This window comes from Paraburkholderia sp. A1RI-2L (assembly GCF_048957375.1).
In the GTDB taxonomy this organism is placed as follows: domain Bacteria; phylum Pseudomonadota; class Gammaproteobacteria; order Burkholderiales; family Burkholderiaceae; genus Paraburkholderia.
In genome coordinates, this window is record NZ_JARBTA010000001.1 from 2,756,581 (window position 1) to 2,769,507 (window position 12,927).

The following is a 12,927-nucleotide window of genomic DNA, read 5'->3' on the forward strand; positions in this document are numbered from 1 at the left end:
CGCGCGGCAAGGGTTTTGCGGCAAGCAGGCGGGCCAGAGCGGCATGCAGGATTCTTGGGATAGGCGAGATTCTAACGCCGAAATCCCCTTCCCTGGAAGTTATCCACAGGGACGGATCAACGCATCGTGCAGCGGCCTGTTCAATTGGCGACAGAACGGCGGCAGTGGAAATTCGAACGTCGCGATCCTCTAACCTATTGACGGCCAAAGAAAATCGGGATTAAATAGCGGGTTCCGCGAAAACCAATCCCTTGTACCACCGGCCATTGCTTTTTCCGCGATGCTCGCCGCGGTCAATTCTCAACAAGTGAGAGCAACATGAAACGTACTTACCAACCTTCCGTTACCCGCCGCAAGCGTACCCATGGCTTCCGCGTGCGTATGAAGACCGCCGGTGGCCGCAAAGTGATCAACGCGCGCCGTGCGAAGGGCCGCAAGCGCCTCGCCATCTAAGGCGTGCCGCTTTCCAGTTTTGTCGATAGCACCGCTATCAGCAGAATCGACCACCATCGAAGATAGCGGGCCTGACGTGAAACTGTCGGAAGAAGCGGACGACGCGCGCACCACCTTGTTGCGAACGCAGGCCGCTTTCCCGAAAGCCGCAAGGCTACTGAAAACGGATGAGTTCTCATCCGTTTTTCGTTTGCGCCCCTGGCGTCGCACCGAGCACTTCGTCGTGTACGGACGTCCCACCGGCAAGGATGCGCGGCTTGGGCTCGTGATCGGCAAGAAGTACGCGCCGCGCGCGGTCACGCGCAACCTGGTGCGCCGCATCGCCCGCGAGGCGTTTCGCGTGCGCCGCGCGCAGTTCGAAGGTTTCGACCTGCTGCTGCGTCTGCACACGAAATTCGATCGCAAGGCCATGCCGGGCGCCTCGTCGCCGCCGCTAAAGGCGTTGTGCCGTACCGAAATCGAGGCTTTGCTCGACAAGGCGGCTCGTGAAGCCGGAAAGCGCCGCATGCATGAGTCTGGGCCGCAAGTGGTCGATCGGCCCGCTGGCTCATGAACACGGCGCACGAAACCGGTAGTCCCGCTGTGCGGACCGCGCCCGACGGCACGGCCCGAGGTTCGTATTCCCATGCGGAGCCGTCCGGCCGCCACGCCATGCAAACGGTACTGATCGCTTTACTGCGCTTCTACAAGCTTGCCGTGAGTCCACTTCTCGGCAACCGGTGCCGCTTTTACCCTTCCTGTTCGGATTACGCGCGCGAAGCAATCCAGTATCATGGCGCCGCGCGTGGGACTTACCTTGCCGCGAAGCGGCTATGCCGCTGCCACCCGTTTTCGGCGGGCGGCGTCGACCTGGTCCCTCCTGCACCCCCGAAAAAGCGCTGACGCGCCACTCCATCGACACTGAGACAACGCATGGATATCAAACGCACCGTCCTATGGGTCATCTTCTTCATGTCAGCGGTCATGCTGTTCGACAACTGGCAGCGCGACCATGGACGCCAGTCGATGTTCTTCCCGAGCGCGACGCAAACCCAGCAGAACGCAGCCAGCGGCGCGACGCCGACGAGTCCGGTCAAGGCGGGCAACGGTAGCGCCGCATCCGACCTGCCGGCCACGAGCGCAGGCCAGGCGCCTGCGACCACGGCCCAGCCTGCCGCAGCGGCCGCGCAGCTCGTGCACTTCCGCACCGATGTCTATGACGGCGAGATCGACACGCGCGGCGGCACGCTCACGAAGCTTTCGCTCGTGAAGGAAAGCGCCGACGGCAAGAGCCCCGATCAGTACATGACGCTGTTCGACCACACCAAGGATCACACGTACCTCGCGCGTACGGGCCTGCTGGGTGGCGACTTCCCGAACCACAACGACGTGTACACGGCCATCAACGGCCCGCGCGAGCTGAGCGGCGACGCCAACTCGTTCCAGATCAGTCTCGAGTCGCCCGAGAAGGGCGGCGTGAAGGTCACCAAGACCTACACGTTCACGAAGGGCAGCTATGTGATCGGCGTGGACACGAAGGTTCAGAACGTCGGCGGCACGCCGGTCTCGCCCACGCTCTACATGGAGCTCGTGCGCGACAGCGAGCCGGTGGAAACGCCGCGCTTCTCGCATACCTTCATCGGCCCGGCGGTGTACTCGAACGAGCATCACTTCCAGAAGATCTCGTTTAGCGACATCGACAAGAACAAAGCCGACTATGTGAACAAGGCCGACAACGGCTGGATCGGCATGGTGCAGCACTACTTCGCGACCGCGTGGATTCCGCAGCAAGGCGTCAAGCGTGACATCTACGTCGAGAAGTTCGACACCAACCTCTACCGCGTGGGCGTGAAGCAGCCGCTCGGCACGATCGCGCCGGGCGCGACCGACAACGTGCAGGCACGCCTCTTCGCCGGTCCGGAAGAAGAACGCATGCTCGAAAGCATCGCGCCGGGTCTCGAACTCGTGAAGGACTACGGCTGGGTGACGATCATCGCCAAGCCGCTGTTCTGGCTGCTCGAAAAGATCCACAGCTATGTGGGCAACTGGGGCTGGGCAATCGTGCTGCTCACGCTGCTCATCAAGGCCGTGTTCTTCCCGCTCTCCGCCGCGAGCTACAAGTCGATGGCGCGCATGAAGGAGATCACGCCGCGCATGCAGGCGCTGCGCGAGCGCTTCAAGAGCGACCCGCAGAAGATGAACGCGGCGCTCATGGAGCTCTACAAGACCGAGAAGGTGAATCCGTTCGGCGGCTGTCTGCCGGTGGTAATCCAGATTCCGGTGTTCATCTCGCTGTACTGGGTGCTGCTCTCGTCGGTGGAAATGCGCGGCGCGCCGTGGATTCTCTGGATTCACGACCTCTCGCAGCAGGATCCGTTCTTCATCCTGCCGGTCCTGATGGCCGTTTCGATGTTCGTGCAGACCAAGCTGAACCCGACGCCCCCGGATCCCGTCCAGGCCAAGATGATGATGTTCATGCCGATCGCGTTCTCGGTCATGTTCTTCTTCTTCCCGGCCGGCCTCGTGCTCTACTACGTCGTGAACAACGTGCTGTCCATCGCACAGCAGTACTACATCACGCGCATGATGGGCAAAAGCAAGGCTGCTCCGAAGAAGGACGCTGCCTGAGCACAGGGGCGGCGCTGGACCGCCGCCCTCGCCTCACAACGAGGCCCGCAAAAAATGAAGCCGCCCGGCTCAAACCGGGCGGCTTTTTTGTTACAAGCGCCACGAAAGCGCCTCTCGTATGCGGCGCTTTGTCTGCTTGCCGCGCCAAAGCGCGATCAGGCGATACTGACGGCTAGATCTTCTTGCCGGTGCCGTAAAACTGCGAAACCAGTTCTTCAACCAGGTAGCGGTGATGCACGCTCAACGCCTCTATCTTCGAAGCCAGTTCGAGCGTTTCTTCGGAAAGCGGATATTTCTCGTCGTGTTTGCGCGGCAAGGGAACGGCGCCCGTGACATTGCCCGGCGACGGTCCGTAATGGAGCCAATGCACATCCACGTCAAACCATTTCGCAAGCGTGTCCAGTTTGTCACTGGTGGGAATGGTGCGGCCGCTCAGCCACTTGTGAGCAGTTTGTGGAGACACAGGCTGCTCGCCGTGATGGCGGAGGTTGAACTTGTTGGCGAGGTCGGTGCTGCCACGCAGCTTTTCCGGAGCGCGCTTCATGGCGAACTTGAGACGTTCGGAAAAAGCGGCTTTTTCTTCGATGGTCGGCATGTTTTAAATTGTGCAACCAGCTTTCACCGAAGTTAGCAACCATTTGAGCTATACATAGCTCAAAAAGGCTACATATCGCCCGAAGATGCAGGCAGCGCAAGAATGTTGCAATATCGATAGATGCGCATTCCGCCCGGCCTTTTTGCTAGTCGTCAGGACCTTTTGTCTCAAGATGATCAGTTTTGTCCCAAGACAAATCTTATCTAAATTGAGATAAGAGCGGATAGATCTTGGTGGTAACCGGCGTGGGAGTTGCATGCGTGCCTCGCGTTACAATCCACGCACTTCTTCGGGCGCGGCTGCGCAACTTCGGCACGCCGCTTTCCGCGACACTTCGCCAGCCCTTCACAACCGGCCGCACATCGCACGCCGCACTTAACCAGCTGTACCTAACCTCGTCGAATCACGTTGAACCAGTCCGCCATGCTCGCCGCCGATACCGATCCCATAGTCGCCATTGCCACCGCGCCTGGACGCGGCGGGATCGGCGTGGTGCGCATCTCGGCCGGCCGGGCTGGCGCCGCCGCCGCCGAAATGGTGATGCAGGCGCTGACCGGCCAGACCTTGAGTGCACGTCATGCGAGTTATGTGCCGTTCCTCGACGGCGCGGGCACGGTGCTCGACCGCGGCATTGCGCTCTACTTCCCGGCGCCGCATTCGTACACGGGCGAGCATGTGGTCGAATTGCAGGGCCACGGCGGCCCGATCGTGCTGCAACTCGTCCTGCAGCGCTGTATCGATGCGGGCCGCGCATTCGGCTTGCGCCTCGCCGAGCCCGGTGAGTTCACGCGCCGCGCGTTCCTCAATGACAAGCTCGATCTCGCCCAGGCCGAGGCCGTCGCCGATTTGATCGAAGCCAGCACCGAGGCTGCCGCCCGCTCGGCGGGCCGCTCGCTCGATGGCGCGTTCTCGCGCGACATCCACGCGCTCGTGGACGACGTCGTCACGCTGCGCATGCTCGTGGAAGCGACGCTCGATTTCCCCGAGGAAGAGATCGATTTCCTGGAGGCCGCCGACGCGCGCGGCAAGCTCTCGAAGATTCGGGCGCAGCTCGATCGTGTGCTTTCGGAGGCGCGCCAGGGCGCGCTGCTGCGCGAAGGGCTCGCGGTCGTGCTCGCGGGGCAGCCCAACGTGGGCAAGTCATCGCTGCTCAACGCGCTAGCGGGCGCCGAACTCGCGATCGTCACACCGGTTGCCGGCACGACACGAGACAAGATTTCGCAGACGATCCAGATCGAAGGCATTCCGCTGCACGTGATCGACACGGCGGGCCTGCGCGACACCGAAGACGAAGTCGAGAAGATCGGCATCGAGCGCACCTGGAGCGAGATCGGTCGAGCGGACGTGGTGCTGCACCTGCTCGACGCGCGTGTTGGCATGACCGCCGAAGACGATGCGATTGCCGGACGCTTTCCCGCAGGTGTGCCCGTCGTGCGCGTGCTCAACAAGACGGATCTGACCGGTGTTGCGCCCGAGGTGACCCGGCGCGAGGCGAACGATGGCAATGCCGTGTGCGAGGTGCGCCTATCGGCAAAACAAGGCGACGGCGTTGCCTTTCTGCGCGCCGAACTGCTGCGCATCGCGGGCTGGCAGGCCGATGCGCAAAGCGTCTATCTCGCGCGCGAGCGCCATCTGATCGCGCTGCGCACGGCGCGTGAACATCTCGCACAAGCCGCGGCGCACGCGGATCAGAACGCCCAGGCACTCGATCTTTTTGCCGAAGAGCTGCGGCTCGCGCAAGAGTCGCTCAATTCGATCACTGGCGAGTTCACGTCCGATGATCTGCTTGGGGTGATTTTCAGCCGGTTTTGTATCGGAAAGTAACCCTCGTCTCCCGCTGCCCAAGGTCAACCCAATGAAACACGGCTCAATGAAACGCATTGTCGTATCGCTTTTTTCCGTGGCCATTGCAGCCGCGAGCGCATTCGCAGTGGCAGGCACATCTACGACCAGTGACGTCCCGAAGGAATCGTGCGCAATCGGATATGTCACCGGCGTGGGTGGATCGCCGCAAAGCTTTCGCGAATACCAGTCGAGCGACAACAAATATCGCTATCTGGCTGACAATCCCATCCAGTGCCAGGTTTCCGAGGAAGGACGCACGTCCGGCTGCGTTGGCGTGGTCAGCCTGCGCAACGAGCGAGTGAGCGTGTATGACGACGGCGGCGACACGACAATGTCGGTGGTCACGCGCGTGGAACTCGAGCGCGGGACCTACCCCGTGATCATCGTCGTGCGCAAACAGGACGTTCGGTGCGAGGAATGAGCGCCGCGCGGGGTCGCCAACGCGTCATCCCACCGCTCATATCACTTTCGCGACCGAGTGGGCAAGCATCAACAGATCGTTGAACTGCGTAACCAGCTCGAAGCACACGAAGAACGCGAGCACTGAAGCCGGCCCCGGGTAGCGCATCGTCCAGCGCAGCACCGGCGCTGCGGTGCGCTCGCGCACGGGGTCGCGCGTCAAGACCCAGGTAATCACAATGCCGATCGCAGCGCCGGCCAGCAAGTCAGTCGGATAGTGAAAGCCGAGATACGCGCGCGGCAGGCAGATAAAGATCGCCGTATATAAAAGCGCCAACACGCCCACGGTGCGCCAAACCAGAAAAATCCCCATGGCGATTGCGGCCCATAGCATGGCGTGGTCGCTCGGAAAGGAACTGAAGCCGGTCAGTCCGCTATCGCGCAACGATTCCATGGCGAAGTGCAGGTGCAAATCCTGATTGAAGATCGGTCGTTCCCGGAACGGCAGAAAATGCGCCATGGAACGGCCGACCGCAAGCGAGATCAAGCCACTCGCTATTGTCGCGAGCACCATTTCGCGCCGCCATTCGCGGCGCTCACCAGGCTGAAACCAGATCCACCACAGCAATGGGATCAGCAAAAAGCCCTTGAAAGTATAAAGCCCCGCAATTACCCGTATCGCGTGATCGGCGATAGCCGGGAGATGGATTTGTGTGAGAAAAGTCAGAATGACTAAATCAAAAGTATTCATTTATTGTGGGCCATTCCGCAGGTTTAATCATATGAATGCGGTCTGTCACTAAAATAAAGACACGCTATTTCGCCAAAAGCCGTCCAGGAAACAGCGCATCGTAAGTTCCCATAAAATTTGCAAGCGTAAAGAATCGAAAGCAAGTGTAAGCAGTAGGTGGAAACACGCAGCGTGCATAGAAACCGACCGCCCTCGCCGCCCGCCGCGCGGGTTGTGTGGCTTCGTAAACTCCTGTCACAACTCGTTTCGTTTTCCAACGAGGCGCCCACCGACAATACGGGCATTGGGAGAAAACGATGAAGACAATCCGACTCTGCTGTGCAATCGCGCTGGCCATGGCGCTCGCGGGCCTCTCCGGCTGCGTTGTCGCCCCGCCTTATGCCTACGCACCGGCGCCCGCCTATGGATATGGCTATGCGCCCGGTTACTATGCAGCCCCGTCGGTTGATATTGGGGTCGGCTTTGGCGGCTATTATGGCCACGGCTGGCGACGCTAAGCACACCACCGGCGCGGGTCCACGCTATGTCCCGACACCAGCCTGCCGATGATCCGTCGCGAGGGCTGGACACGCCGGCTGGCAAGGGTTCGGCGAACTGGCCGTGCAAGCCTCCCCGCGCCCTATCCATTGTGATAGCTGTTCACACTTCGCCGGCGCATTAGAGTGGCAACAAGTAGCCAAAAATGGAGCACCTTCAGGCAATGAGCGCGATAGCCTGTGTGCGCCCGCCTCGCCTGCCCAGTCAAACCTGCTAGCCGCCTTCGCTGCGCCTGGCATCGCCGATTAACCTCGCCATGTAACCCGAGCATGGATTAGCCCGCCAGGAAGCGGGCTTTTTTCTTTTTGGGCGCGCGATAGCGATCCGATCCCACAGATAAATTCGCAGACAAAAAAATGCCGCGGCACAGGCCGCGGCCAAGAGCTTGCCACTACTAACTACAACTACACGGCGCGAGGGGACGTCGCCGCCAGATCATTGTCGCGGGTCGCCCAAAAGCCATCAACGATTACAACGCCGACCTGACAATCGTTAACGTTTGTGCCCGTCGGATCTTCCGACCCTCGGTGCGCGCTTTCCCCGCCAAGTTGGAAATCGGCGGGATCTTGAAATTGCTTCTTGTTACCTGCATGTACGCCCACTTTCATCGGAGAATTCTGATCGTGGGAAGCCGTCCCTCCTTCATCGACGATCTCGCTCGCGACCTTTCGCCTGACAGCGCGCACCCCGTCGCCCCAAGCGACGACATCTTGCTTGACGCCTATTCGCGAACCGTCATCGGCGCGCTCGAGCGCGTCCAGCAATCCGTCGCTCATATCGCCGTCGAGCGCCGGACACCCGGTAGCGATGCCGCGCGCGGCGGCAGCGGCTCGGGCTTTTTATTCACGCCCGATGGCTATTTGCTCACCAACAGCCACGTCGTGCACGGCGCAAGTACGCTACGTGTCACGCTTGCTGACGGTTCGACCTACGAAGCCGATCTGGTCGGCGACGACCCGAGCACCGACCTCGCCGTGTTGCGCATCGGCGCGTCCGAGATTCTGCCGCACGCCGAACTTGGCGACTCGGCGAAGCTGCGCGTCGGGCAGATCGCGATTGCCGTGGGTAGTCCGCTGGGGCTTGCGCAGACCGTCACCACCGGCGTGGTTTCCGCGCTCGGCCGCTCGTTGCGCTCGAACTCTGGACGCATGATTTATGACGTGATTCAGACTGACGCCGCGCTCAATCCCGGCAACTCCGGCGGGCCGCTCGTGAACTCTGCGGGCCAGGTGATCGGCGTGAACACCGCGATCATTCCCGGCGCGCAGGCCATCTGCTTTGCTACCGCGATCGACACCGCGAAATGGGTCATCACACAATTGTTTGCTCACGGGCGCGTGCGGCGCGCACACGTCGGCATTGCCGGCACCACGGCGCCGATCGCGCGCAAGGTTCAGCGTTATTTCGAACTCCAAACGACTAGCGGCGTGCGTGTGATGGAAATCGTCAAGGGGAGCCCGGCGGCTCTCGGCGGTCTGCGGGTGGACGATACGATCGTCGCGATCGATGGCGTGGCTGTCGACGGAATTGACGCGCTGCAGCGCTTACTCGACGCTTCGCGCATCGGGCGCGAGGCCGAATTCACGGTGATCCGGCTCACGCAAAAATTGAATCTGCAAATCACGCCCGTCGAACAAGCGCTTTTGGTGTGAACGAAAGGCCGCTGCCGAAGAACGCGGCAGCGGCATTAATTTGGATGACGAACCATCTCGCTTACCAGTCGGAAGATTGTCCGTAGTCGCCATAGTAGGGTGCCGGCGGTGCGGGCTGCGGCGGAGCACACGGCACATAGCGGCCAGAGTATTGATCGTAGCAGCTGCTCGGCGCAGGCGTGACAGCATAGACGGGAGCCGGCTGCGCATAGACCGGCGCGGCGACCGGGGCCGGTTCGGCATAGACCGGCGGCGGCTCATACGCGACTGCCGGCGCGCTGTTCATCGCGGCGCCCACCACTGCGCCGATCAGCGCGCCGCCGATCAGCGCCCCTACCACGTCACCGCCGCGGTCGTGCGCGCTGGCCGGGCCAGCCGCTGCCAGGCAGCCTGCCGTCACCAGTAGTACCGCTGCAATCTTTCGCATGTCGTTCTCCTCGAGAACCGTTCGAAAACATGCGTGCGATTGTGGGTGCGATGCGCGGATACAGGTGCTGCAAGTGGTAACGACGCATTACGTCGGCAATGAACGGCGCGGATACGCGTGCAGGTTGGGAGGATTGGCAGCAGACGCAGGCACGCGCCGCGAACGGTTCGTCGCGATGTATACCGGGTCTGCCATGAGTGAGGTCAAGCGAGGACACGCGCGTGGCGCGCGCCCCATCTGTCCGGGATTCGACCCGGGCGGTAGTCCTGCCACTGGGGGTCAGTGGTGCAGGATACTGCGCAGCGGATGACGCCAGTCGATATGAGGAGCCCCCGCTTCCACGCGCTGCCTATGCTCCTCGAGGATTTCGTCCGAAAACAGAAAAACGACAATGACGAGGGGAATAACCAGAAACGCGCCCAGTATTACGTGTTCGATCACGATAACCTCCTGGTTGTCAAGCGGTTGCAATTCCATTGTAGCTGGAAAGCTACAGCTTGCGCGAGAGGGGGTTATCGATTCTCTGGGCGAAGGTGGGCCGCCGCACGTTCAGGCCGTCGACTTCTTCCAGACAGCCGCGAAAAGCCCCGCGCCGATCAACAACGAGCCGCCAGTACGATTGACGAGGCGCTGCACGCGCGGACTGCGCACCGCCTTGCGCGCAGCAGCCGCGAGCAGCGCGTAGCCGAACGCGTTGAGCGTGGCGAGCGCAAGGAACGTGGCCTCGAATATGACAATCTGCGGCATCGCAGCCGTATGCGGATCAATGAATTGCGGCACGAACGCGACAAAGAAAATGATGCTCTTCGGGTTGAGCGCGGTGACGGCATAGGCATGCGCGAAGATTCGGCCTGTGCGGGTTTCGGAGGTGTCGGGCGCGTCGGCGGTGGCAATCGGTGCGCGCCAGAGCTTGATGCCCAGATAGATCAGATAGGCGGCTCCGACCCACTTGAGCATCGAAAAAAGCGCTGCGGAGGCGGCGAGGATCACGCCGAGGCCAAGCATGGACGCCGTCATCGCGGTGAAGTCGCCGAGCGCGACGCCTGCGGTCGTCGCCAGCGCATAGCGGCGCCCATGGCCAAGCGCATAGGAAACGACCAGCAAGACCGTGGGTCCGGGAATGGCGACGAGAATGGCCGACGCAATCGCGAAAGGCAACCAGTGGGCGAGGGGCATAGGTTTCTCCAGTGAGGAAGCCCGATTTATCCACGAAGATCGCAGGGATGCAAGCGAAGGTGAGGGCACGCTTTAGGCACTGGGTGCGAGAGAAAGCAATGCATTCCACGCGCCGCTGGCATCGTTTTTATTCTGCGTTTGATGACGAAATGGCGTTGCGCCCAAGCCTTCACGCCGCGACTTTATGTGCACTGCGTCATACATTTGAAAAGCGGATTGAAACGGTAATTTTGAGTACTTTGCACTGGCGCTGGCTCACGGTCGACTTGCAGCTGCTGCGCTCGCACACAAGTTCTTCTTGCAGTCCTTTTGCGGTCTTCTAGATTTAAAAAAGTGTGCCGTGCGTAGAAGTTAAATACATAGCTAACCTGAGTATAAGCCTGCGGCGCTATACGGAATCGGAGTAAGCCGTAAAGTGCCAACTCTGATAAGACAGGAGACAACCATGAAAATGCTGTTCGCAATGACCGCATTCGCCGCCGGTCTCCTTTGCGCCGTTTCCGCACAAGCGCAGGATTCCGCCTTGAAGCCGCAGCAAACCGTTCAACTCAAGCCCGGCTCGTATGGCTGCCTCTCGAAGGACAAGCTCGACGCGGTTTCCTTGCACGAGCAGGCCGGCGAGCATCAGCAGATGCAGGAGTATTTCACCGATTATCGCTGCCTCTCCACGCCCGAGAATCAGTCGTTCCGCATCGTGCGCGTGGTAGGCCATGACGTCGAATTCGTCAATGCGGCGAACACCGACGACCAGGGCCTCTGGACCACCGACCGCTTCATCAAGCAGTAAATGTTGCGTAGCATCGGCGAGCCGCCCGCCATGAGCGGCTCACGCGCCCCGACTGGACCTTCGACCCAGTCGCTCGCCTGCATTTAATCGGCTCGTCATTGGCCTGTCATCGGCCCATCCGCCTCGATCCCGTCATTGCATCGTCATTTTCGCGACCGACCATCGCGATGATCCAGCACGTCGCCGTCCGATGAATCCGGCACAGGATCTGCTGGAAACTCGCTATCATGTGCGGCTTTTGCGCGGCGCGGAATTCACACGGGATTCGCACCCATTCGATATGGCACTCAAATCGACCATCTATAAGGCAGAACTGCAGATCGCGGACATGGACCGGCATTACTACGCCGACCATGCGCTCACCATCGCATGTCATCCGTCCGAAACCGACGAGCGGATGATGGTGCGCATCGCCGCGTTCGCGCTGTTCGCCAGCGATCGTCTCGAATTCTGCAAGGGCCTGTCGGACACCGATGAGCCCTCGCTCTGGTGCAAGGACTACACCGGCGCGGTGCAGACCTGGATCGAAGTGGGGCAGCCCGACGAGCGCCGCATTGCCAAGGCGAGCGGGCGTGCCGAGGAGGTGATCGTGATCGCTTACGGCGGACGCACCTCGGATATCTGGTGGCAGGGCGTGCGCAGCAAGGTGGAGCGGCTGCGCAACGTGACGGTCTGGTCGCTGGGCGAGGGCGTGGCAGCGTCGCTCGGGGCTCTGGCGGAACGGACCATGCGCCTTCAGTGCACCGTACAGGACCATGCTGCGTGGATCGGCAACACCGCGAGCGAACCCGTCGCGGTCGAATGGACCGTCCTCAAGGCGCCTGAAAACGTCTGATTGCGCGGCGCTCTCGCACGCGTGCCTTTGGGGGTTGTCCGCGGGTCAATCAACGCACCGGCGGCCCTTTCAATTCGACCATGTTGCCCTCGGGATCGAACAGGTACAGCGACGGCCCGAAGCCTTCCGAGCCAAAACGCTCGACCACTTCGCCCGGGCGCGCGCCCATCTGCGTGAGCCAGGCCTTGAGCGCCTCGCCATCGAACGGTTCCACCCGCAGGCATAGATGATCCATGTTGCCGGCAGCGCCTGATGGCGTCGCGCCGCTGTCGCGGTCCAGCGCACCGCCGATCGCGGCGAGGTCGACCAGCGAGCGGCCTGCGCGCAGCTGCACGAGCCCCAATTTTTTCTCCTCACGTTCGACGCGGCAGCCCAACACATCGCAATAAAAGCGCGTCATGGCGGCGAGATCGGCCGCGCGAATGACGACATGATCGATTTCGCGAATCTGGATAAGCATGGCTCTCCCCAAAACGGCGCGCGCGGGCGCAATCCACACAGTGTAGGGGAGGAAAATCAGGCGGAAAATGGCGAAGCGCGAGCGCTCGGATCGAGCCGGGCAGGGTGATGCGGTCCGCTGACGAATTCGCTGGACGAAAAAAAGCCCGCTGCTGTGAGCGGGCTTAATCCATATCAGGAGGAGACATGGAGGAGACAGAAACCACTATACACAGCGACCTGACGCGGCGCAACAAGTTTTTAAGGGAAAACCCGCAATTGGGCCAAATTGTCGCAGTCACCGCCCCGCTTTTATGGCAGGCGGTTGCTGGCTGGGCATCTGCGGCTGGCAATCGGCAATCAGGCCAGATCTCCTGAACGACAGCGCAAGATCCGGCAGGCCGGCATGCATGGGAGCCGCTACA

The 12,927-nt window shown here is 61.3% G+C and carries 17 protein-coding genes; 11 read left to right on the forward strand and 6 right to left on the reverse strand.

Annotation, left to right across the window (positions count from 1 at the left end; all coding sequences use genetic code 11):
* The first annotated feature begins 318 nt into the window (after nucleotides 1-318).
* The 4 genes from rpmH to yidC all read left to right on the forward strand — a co-directional run bounded on the left by rpmH (nucleotide 319) and on the right by yidC (nucleotide 3,060).
* Entirely contained in the window at nucleotides 319-453 is a 135-nt protein-coding gene (gene rpmH / locus PWP93_RS12625) for a 50S ribosomal protein L34 (protein WP_004198824.1), read from the forward strand.
* Between the two features lie 76 nt (nucleotides 454-529).
* The gene (rnpA, locus tag PWP93_RS12630) at nucleotides 530-1,006 is read left to right on the forward strand and encodes a ribonuclease P protein component (RefSeq protein ID WP_421025132.1); all 477 of its coding nucleotides are present in this window, start codon (nucleotides 530-532) and stop codon (nucleotides 1,004-1,006) included.
* Nucleotides 1,007-1,104: 98 nt separating this feature from the next.
* Entirely contained in the window at nucleotides 1,105-1,335 is a 231-nt protein-coding gene (yidD, locus tag PWP93_RS12635) for a membrane protein insertion efficiency factor YidD (protein WP_043287862.1), read from the forward strand.
* Between the two features lie 30 nt (nucleotides 1,336-1,365).
* Nucleotides 1,366-3,060, forward strand: a complete 1,695-nt coding sequence (yidC, locus tag PWP93_RS12640) for a membrane protein insertase YidC (protein ID WP_421044708.1) — start codon at nucleotides 1,366-1,368, stop codon at nucleotides 3,058-3,060.
* A 172-nt stretch (nucleotides 3,061-3,232) separates the two neighbouring features.
* Here yidC and PWP93_RS12645 read toward each other — a convergent pair whose 3' ends face one another.
* Nucleotides 3,233-3,655 carry a transcriptional regulator gene (locus PWP93_RS12645; RefSeq protein WP_421025130.1) on the reverse strand — a complete coding sequence of 141 codons (423 nt, stop codon included), beginning with the start codon at nucleotides 3,653-3,655 and terminating at the stop codon, nucleotides 3,233-3,235.
* A 423-nt stretch (nucleotides 3,656-4,078) separates the two neighbouring features.
* Between PWP93_RS12645 and mnmE the strand changes: the two genes are divergently transcribed.
* Both mnmE and PWP93_RS12655 read left to right on the forward strand, forming a co-directional pair.
* Nucleotides 4,079-5,479: a tRNA uridine-5-carboxymethylaminomethyl(34) synthesis GTPase MnmE gene (mnmE, locus tag PWP93_RS12650; RefSeq protein ID WP_421045083.1), complete on the forward strand. Its 1,401-nt coding sequence runs from the start codon at nucleotides 4,079-4,081 to the stop codon at nucleotides 5,477-5,479.
* A gap of 46 nt (nucleotides 5,480-5,525) precedes the next feature.
* Nucleotides 5,526-5,921: a hypothetical protein gene (locus tag PWP93_RS12655; RefSeq protein ID WP_421044709.1), complete on the forward strand. Its 396-nt coding sequence runs from the start codon at nucleotides 5,526-5,528 to the stop codon at nucleotides 5,919-5,921.
* 36 nt (nucleotides 5,922-5,957) lie between these two features.
* Here the strand turns inward: PWP93_RS12655 and PWP93_RS12660 are convergent, their stop codons facing one another.
* Nucleotides 5,958-6,650: a phosphatase PAP2 family protein gene (locus PWP93_RS12660; RefSeq protein ID WP_421044710.1), complete on the reverse strand. Its 693-nt coding sequence runs from the start codon at nucleotides 6,648-6,650 to the stop codon at nucleotides 5,958-5,960.
* Between the two features lie 296 nt (nucleotides 6,651-6,946).
* Between PWP93_RS12660 and PWP93_RS12665 the strand changes: the two genes are divergently transcribed.
* Both PWP93_RS12665 and PWP93_RS12670 read left to right on the forward strand, forming a co-directional pair.
* Nucleotides 6,947-7,147, forward strand: coding sequence for a hypothetical protein (locus PWP93_RS12665; protein WP_421025127.1), 201 nt, complete (start codon nucleotides 6,947-6,949; stop codon nucleotides 7,145-7,147).
* A 663-nt stretch (nucleotides 7,148-7,810) separates the two neighbouring features.
* Nucleotides 7,811-8,839 (forward strand): S1C family serine protease, encoded by a 1,029-nt coding sequence (locus PWP93_RS12670; protein ID WP_421044711.1) that lies wholly within the window; start codon nucleotides 7,811-7,813, stop codon nucleotides 8,837-8,839.
* 61 nt (nucleotides 8,840-8,900) lie between these two features.
* Here PWP93_RS12670 and PWP93_RS12675 read toward each other — a convergent pair whose 3' ends face one another.
* The 3 genes from PWP93_RS12675 to PWP93_RS12685 all read right to left on the reverse strand — a co-directional run bounded on the left by PWP93_RS12675 (nucleotide 8,901) and on the right by PWP93_RS12685 (nucleotide 10,442).
* Nucleotides 8,901-9,266: an ecotin precursor gene (locus tag PWP93_RS12675; protein ID WP_421025125.1), complete on the reverse strand. Its 366-nt coding sequence runs from the start codon at nucleotides 9,264-9,266 to the stop codon at nucleotides 8,901-8,903.
* 279 nt (nucleotides 9,267-9,545) lie between these two features.
* On the reverse strand, nucleotides 9,546-9,707 hold the full coding sequence (locus tag PWP93_RS12680; RefSeq protein WP_027815941.1) for a hypothetical protein: 162 nt from the start codon (nucleotides 9,705-9,707) through the stop codon (nucleotides 9,546-9,548).
* A gap of 108 nt (nucleotides 9,708-9,815) precedes the next feature.
* Entirely contained in the window at nucleotides 9,816-10,442 is a 627-nt protein-coding gene (locus PWP93_RS12685; protein ID WP_421044712.1) for a LysE family translocator, read from the reverse strand.
* Nucleotides 10,443-10,887: 445 nt separating this feature from the next.
* Here PWP93_RS12685 and sap1 point away from each other — a divergent pair, with 445 nt between their 5' ends.
* Nucleotides 10,888-11,229, forward strand: coding sequence for a surface attachment protein Sap1 (gene sap1, locus PWP93_RS12690; RefSeq protein ID WP_421025123.1), 342 nt, complete (start codon nucleotides 10,888-10,890; stop codon nucleotides 11,227-11,229).
* Nucleotides 11,230-11,509: 280 nt separating this feature from the next.
* Nucleotides 11,510-12,064, forward strand: a complete 555-nt coding sequence (locus PWP93_RS12695; RefSeq protein WP_421025122.1) for a YaeQ family protein — start codon at nucleotides 11,510-11,512, stop codon at nucleotides 12,062-12,064.
* 49 nt (nucleotides 12,065-12,113) lie between these two features.
* Here PWP93_RS12695 and PWP93_RS12700 read toward each other — a convergent pair whose 3' ends face one another.
* A complete protein-coding gene (locus PWP93_RS12700; protein WP_421044713.1) occupies nucleotides 12,114-12,524 on the reverse strand; it encodes a VOC family protein in 411 nt (136 codons plus the stop codon).
* 185 nt (nucleotides 12,525-12,709) lie between these two features.
* Here PWP93_RS12700 and PWP93_RS12705 point away from each other — a divergent pair, with 185 nt between their 5' ends.
* Nucleotides 12,710-12,880, forward strand: coding sequence for a hypothetical protein (locus PWP93_RS12705; RefSeq protein WP_421044714.1), 171 nt, complete (start codon nucleotides 12,710-12,712; stop codon nucleotides 12,878-12,880).
* Nucleotides 12,881-12,927: the final 47 nt, after the last annotated feature.

Coding starts and splice junctions, on each gene's coding strand:
- rpmH (WP_004198824.1), top strand. CDS start 319: ATGAAACGTACTTACCAACCTTCCGTTACCCGCCGCAAGCGTACCCAT.
- yidD (WP_043287862.1), top strand. CDS start 1,105: ATGCAAACGGTACTGATCGCTTTACTGCGCTTCTACAAGCTTGCCGTG.
- yidC (WP_421044708.1), top strand. CDS start 1,366: ATGGATATCAAACGCACCGTCCTATGGGTCATCTTCTTCATGTCAGCG.
- PWP93_RS12645 (WP_421025130.1), bottom strand. CDS start 3,655: ATGCCGACCATCGAAGAAAAAGCCGCTTTTTCCGAACGTCTCAAGTTC.
- mnmE (WP_421045083.1), top strand. CDS start 4,079: ATGCTCGCCGCCGATACCGATCCCATAGTCGCCATTGCCACCGCGCCT.
- PWP93_RS12655 (WP_421044709.1), top strand. CDS start 5,526: ATGAAACGCATTGTCGTATCGCTTTTTTCCGTGGCCATTGCAGCCGCG.
- PWP93_RS12660 (WP_421044710.1), bottom strand. CDS start 6,650: ATGAATACTTTTGATTTAGTCATTCTGACTTTTCTCACACAAATCCAT.
- PWP93_RS12665 (WP_421025127.1), top strand. CDS start 6,947: ATGAAGACAATCCGACTCTGCTGTGCAATCGCGCTGGCCATGGCGCTC.
- PWP93_RS12675 (WP_421025125.1), bottom strand. CDS start 9,266: ATGCGAAAGATTGCAGCGGTACTACTGGTGACGGCAGGCTGCCTGGCA.
- PWP93_RS12685 (WP_421044712.1), bottom strand. CDS start 10,442: ATGCCCCTCGCCCACTGGTTGCCTTTCGCGATTGCGTCGGCCATTCTC.
- sap1 (WP_421025123.1), top strand. CDS start 10,888: ATGAAAATGCTGTTCGCAATGACCGCATTCGCCGCCGGTCTCCTTTGC.
- PWP93_RS12695 (WP_421025122.1), top strand. CDS start 11,510: ATGGCACTCAAATCGACCATCTATAAGGCAGAACTGCAGATCGCGGAC.
- PWP93_RS12700 (WP_421044713.1), bottom strand. CDS start 12,524: ATGCTTATCCAGATTCGCGAAATCGATCATGTCGTCATTCGCGCGGCC.
- PWP93_RS12705 (WP_421044714.1), top strand. CDS start 12,710: ATGGAGGAGACAGAAACCACTATACACAGCGACCTGACGCGGCGCAAC.